The organism is Streptomyces mesophilus (assembly GCF_011044995.1).
Lineage (GTDB): Bacteria > Actinomycetota > Actinomycetes > Streptomycetales > Streptomycetaceae > Streptomyces > Streptomyces mesophilus.
In genome coordinates this window covers 1-4,694 of sequence record NZ_JAAKZW010000374.1, presented here as the reverse complement: position 1 = coordinate 4,694, position 4,694 = coordinate 1, and the positions used below count along the sequence as shown (strand labels likewise).

Genomic DNA, 4,694 nt, shown 5'->3' with positions numbered 1-4,694 from the left:
GGCTACCGCAAACACTTCATCGAACACGCCGCCACCCTCGGCATCGACCTCGAAATCGTCCAACGCACAGCCGGGACCAGGGGTTTCACCCCGGTCCCGAAACGCTGGGCGGTCGAGCGGACCTACGTCTGGCTGACGCTGCACCGGCGCCTCGCCCGCGACTACGAAACCCACCCGCACCGCTCCGAAGCCATGATCCACTTCGCCATGACCGACCTCATGGCCCGGCCTCACTGGCGAGAACACCATCTCCTGGCGCGACCCGGCATCACCAAATCAAAGCCGTATCACGGGATGAAACACCGGGAGAAAACGACCTCTTAGTGAGATCGATCGAGCCGCTGCCCAGGTCGAGGCCCTGGCCGACCAGGTCGCTCCTGAGGCGATGGCACCCTTCCGCAAACACGGGCGGGTGGCCCCGTGAGGAGATTCAGCCCTCTGCCTCTTCGGCGTGGATCCCGCGCATAGTCTCGAGAGTTGTCGTGGAGAGCTCTTGGTCTGCCTTCTTGATGTCCTCTTCGAGCTTGGCTCTAGCTACAGGGTCAGCGGTCTTGTGCAAGATCTTCTCCAGGCTGTTCCTCAGCGACTTCCACTGCCAGTACTTGAGCGCGTCGTCGATCACGTTCAATGCGGCTGCGACCAAGGGTGGTAGGAGGAGCACGATGAAGATGGAGGACCAGATGAGGAGTTTGCCGGGCCATGTGTTGGCCCCGAGGTTGAACCCGGCCGTGACAACGAGACTGGCGATGCCGGCACTGCTGATGTCCTCCGCTTGAATCTTGCGGGAGCGGACCTTCTTAGCGGGCATCGGGCCCCCGTACGCCGGGGAGGTCCTCAACTTGGTCTTCGATGGCCGTGATTTGGCGCTTCCGCCAGAGGTAGCGGAGCACGAGTTTGTAGGCCGCCGGCACAAAAGTACCGATAACTGAAGCGATCGTAACGAGCAGGTACGCCGACTCGGGGCCCATAACCGCAGAATACGCGTAAGGGGTGCAGGTGACTGCCCCTGGTGGGCAATCAACGCGACGCTGTGACGCGGGAGTTCAATGCCGTAGACGCCTGGCTCGACTCGATCCGTAGGGTGCCGCCAAGGGCGGCACCCCGCATCCCGTAACTTAGACGGGTGCGGATCCTTTGAAGTGGCCGGTGGGATCATGGCAGCTTTGATGGGGTAGGGGGCCTGGCCCGACTTGGTGGCGGAGGGCTACGTTCGGGTGATGCGGATCTTGCATCTCTCTGACACGCATCTCGACGCGGCGGGTGCCCCGGACGTTGACGGGGCCGACGGTACTGCCGCGCTCCGTCTCCTGCTGGATGAACTCCAGTACCTGGACGACCTCGATGCGGTGATCATCACCGGTGACGTTGCCGACGACGGTTCCCGCGAGGCATACACGCGGGCCGGCGAGCTCGTGTCCGCCTACGCCGGCCGACGGGGGGCGGAGGTCTTTTACACGACGGGGAACCACGATGACCGCGGCGCGTTTCGTGAGGTGCTTGGCAGTGGGCACCGACAGCCCGAGGCCGTGTATGAGGGGGCGGCAGGTGAGCGGGCAGCGGTCAGCATTGTCGGCGGATGGCGGTTGATCACGCTGGACACGCTCGTGCCGGGCAAGGGATACGGGCACTTGGACAGCGGTCAACTCGAGTGGTTGCGGGAGCGGTTGGCCGCACCGGCCCCGTTAGGCACCGTGTTGGCTTTTCATCATCCGCCGGTCGCTCTGGATGTGCCGGTCCAACAGGCGCTTGGCCTCGAGAATGCTGGCGAGTTGGCCGAGATCATCCGCGGGACGGACGTTCAGCTCGTCTTGTGCGGGCACTTCCATCTGCAGATTCTGGCGCGTCTGGAGCAGGCGACGGTCTGGGTCACCCCAGGGGTCGTGAGCCGCATCGACCTGACCAGCCGGCCGGGTACCGTGCGTGCAGTTCACGGCCCGTCGGCTTCGCTGGTCCGCCTGGGGACACCGTCTGGACCGTTGATCCATACGCTCCACGCCCGGGGTCCGCGCATGGGTGAGACAGTGTACGAGGCCGACGAGGCGCGGGTGCGCAGGGCCATCAGTAGGCTCGGCAATGCCTAACTAGCCTGAATGTACGGGCTGTTGCGGGAAGATGCTGCCTGCTTGTTCTGTGGTGGCGCCGTCGCTCTCCTTCTGTTGGGGGGTGGGGTCAGGCAGGTCGTGCCGCGGCTCGGTCTTCCGACGGCGACTGGGGGGATCGAGGGGCCTGGGACAGGCTGAGGTAGTTGATGGAGCGGTGATGGTGCTTCTTCAATCTCCCCAGGTAGTGCTCATGGAGTGGCCAAACCTGCTCAGTTGATCTCCCCACCCGCCGGGTGGTGCCCAGGGGTGCCTGGATGGCCCGTTCCGGGCCCGGGGCCGCTGGCCGCAACCCGGTCAGATGCCTGCTGCAGCTGACTCGTCGGCGACAATCACCGGCCGTACGTGAGCCAGCATCAGCTCGAGGAACCGCTCCGGCCGGCGGAACGCCGCGAAGTGGCTGCAGTCATCGATCAGTGCGAAGTCCTTGACCGGGGCCTGGACATCGTCGAAGAAGCGGCGGGCGAGGTCGGGCGACGTAAGGACGTCTTTCTCGCCCTGGAAGAGGAAGAACGGGATCTTGAATTCGGTACCGTCCGCCCAGTCGTCGAAGCCTGACGTGCCTGCGGTGACCTGTTCCGAGAAGCTCATGCCCTTGGCGAAGTGCCCCAGCTCGCGCAGCGAGTGCAGCGGCGAGAGCCACAGGGATCCCATGACGACCTTCTTCATCGTGTCCAGGGTCAGCGGATCGGTGGTGGCCAGCAGCTTGGCGTGCATCGCGCGCTCGCGGGTGGTCCAGCGGTGCTTGTCGGTGTCCAGGGCCTCTACCGCCGCGAGTTCCTTGTGCTTTTTGGTCGCCCGCAGTCGTGCAAGGAGTGCCTCGTGTACGGAGTTGTCGCGGCCGGAGTCGTGGATGTTCTGGTCGGTGCCGACGTACGCGGAGTAGTGCTCGGGGAATGCGCGGGCGAGCCGCAGGCCGAAGGCGCTGCCGTAGGAGAGGCCGAGCAGGACGACCTTGTCGACGCCGAGGCGGGTGCGGATGTGGTCGGTGACCTCGATCGCATCCGCGTAGATCCGGTCGAAGGTCATCTCTCCCTGGCCGTCGGCGCCGTTGTGGCCAAGGGTCTTGAGGGTGCCGCGCATGTCCCAGCGGACGATCGTGAAGTGTTTCTCCCAGGATCTGGTGCGCGGCCCGAAGATCGCGGTCGAGGCGCCGGGCCCGCCGTGCAGCTCAAGGACGACCGGGTTGGCCAGGTCCTCGCCGCGGACCGAAATCCACTGGTCGATGCCGCCGATGCGGACGAAGCTGCGCTCGTCGATGCCGTTCGGGCTGTCGATCTTCATGAGGGAGGCGTTGCGGGAGCGCTTCAGGGCGCGGTGGCCGAGGATTCCGGCCGTCGGTGCGGCGAGGAGCGCGGCTGCGGAGGTGGCGACGATGGCGGCGAGCATAAGGACTCCCTGGGGATCCGTTCCAACGAAACTGTATATGCCGTAAGCAGTTGGCTATACGCTATAAACAGTTAGGGCGGGGTGTCAACGGAGAACGGCGGAGGAGGTGCGGTGGCTGCGAAGAAGGTGGGGAAGCAGGCCGGCGTGGAGGGGAGCTTCGCGCTGCTCTGGGGTGAGCAGGGGCAGCCGAGCCGCGGCCCGAAGCCCTCGCTGACCGCAGGCCGGATCGCCGAGGTGGCGATCGGGATCGCCGACAAGGAGGGCCTGGATGCGGTCTCGCTGGCGCGGGTCGCCAGGGGAATCGACGTCACTGCGATGGCGCTCTACCGGTACGTCCCCGGCAAGGCGGAACTCGTCGACCTGATGGTCGACCTCGCGATCGGCCCACCGGTCTCCGTCACCTACATCCCCGGCGGCTGGCGCCCGCAGCTGACCGAGTGGGCGCGCCAGTGCTCAGCCGTGTACCGCCGCCACCCGTGGATCCTGACGGCCACCGGCATGCGTCGCCAGATCATGGGCCCCCATCAACTCGGCTGGCTGGACACCGCGCTGGCCGTGCTGGCCACAACCGGCCTGTCGGCCCCGCAGCGGCATGACACGTTCCTGCTACTCGTGGGACACATCCGCAACATCGCCCAGCAGACCGTCGACCACGACGAGGCGGCGAACGAGGAGTGGGCCCACCTCACGGCCGACGTCCTAAAGCGCCACGCGGACCGCTTCCCCGCGCTCACGTCGGCGGTCGCAGAGGGTGCCTTCATGCCACAAGGCGGGGACGCGCTGGACTTCGGCCTCGAGCGGATCCTTGATGGGGTGGCAGCCCTGATCCCCTAGTGAGCTGGTCTGGAACTCGAGCACTCGCCGACCAAGCGATCGTGAGTCCTTCTTCCCTCTCCCATTACTCAGTTGGTTCCCTTCGAGAACCAACTGAGGCGAAGAGCGACACTGAGGAAAATTCGAGATCGGCATCAGCGGGGCTGGCTGGACGAGGAGCCGATGCTGTTGCAGCTGCCTCTGCGTCGATGAGGCAGAAGTCCAGCCGCTGCAGCGGCACGCGACCGTCGGTCCGAACAGCTCCCTAGAGGTTGTCCCGTATGGGGTCTGAGTTATCCCGTGAGGGCCATGTTGTGAAGGCGTGCGATGCCGAGTGCGGCCTGGTGAACGCCGTTGCCCTTCAGTCGGCAGTCCCGCAGGATCTTCCAGTTC

At 65.6% G+C, this 4,694-nt stretch carries 4 protein-coding genes and 2 pseudogenes; 3 read left to right on the top strand and 3 right to left on the bottom strand.

From position 1 onward, the window contains the following. Window positions 1–298, top strand: a pseudogene (locus G6045_RS39355) (IS5 family transposase); the annotation flags it as partial. A 132-nt stretch (window positions 299–430) separates the two neighbouring features. Here the strand turns inward: G6045_RS39355 and G6045_RS39350 are convergent. Then, complete coding sequence (locus tag G6045_RS39350) at window positions 431–808, bottom strand: hypothetical protein (RefSeq protein ID WP_165337045.1); 378 nt, start codon at window positions 806–808, stop codon at window positions 431–433. Window positions 809–1,217: 409 nt separating this feature from the next. On the opposite strand from G6045_RS39350, the gene G6045_RS39345 reads away from it, so the two are divergent. Then, a complete protein-coding gene (locus G6045_RS39345; RefSeq protein ID WP_165337044.1) occupies window positions 1,218–2,081 on the top strand; it encodes a metallophosphoesterase in 864 nt (287 codons plus the stop codon). 315 nt (window positions 2,082–2,396) lie between these two features. On the opposite strand, the gene G6045_RS39340 is transcribed toward G6045_RS39345, so the two are convergent. Then, window positions 2,397–3,488, bottom strand: coding sequence for an alpha/beta fold hydrolase (locus G6045_RS39340; RefSeq protein ID WP_165337043.1), 1,092 nt, complete (start codon window positions 3,486–3,488; stop codon window positions 2,397–2,399). Window positions 3,489–3,599: 111 nt separating this feature from the next. On the opposite strand from G6045_RS39340, the gene G6045_RS39335 reads away from it, so the two are divergent. Then, window positions 3,600–4,322, top strand: coding sequence for a TetR/AcrR family transcriptional regulator (locus G6045_RS39335; RefSeq protein ID WP_165337042.1), 723 nt, complete (start codon window positions 3,600–3,602; stop codon window positions 4,320–4,322). Between the two features lie 272 nt (window positions 4,323–4,594). Here the strand turns inward: G6045_RS39335 and G6045_RS39330 are convergent. After that, window positions 4,595–4,694 (bottom strand): annotated as a pseudogene (locus G6045_RS39330) (IS5/IS1182 family transposase); the annotation flags it as partial.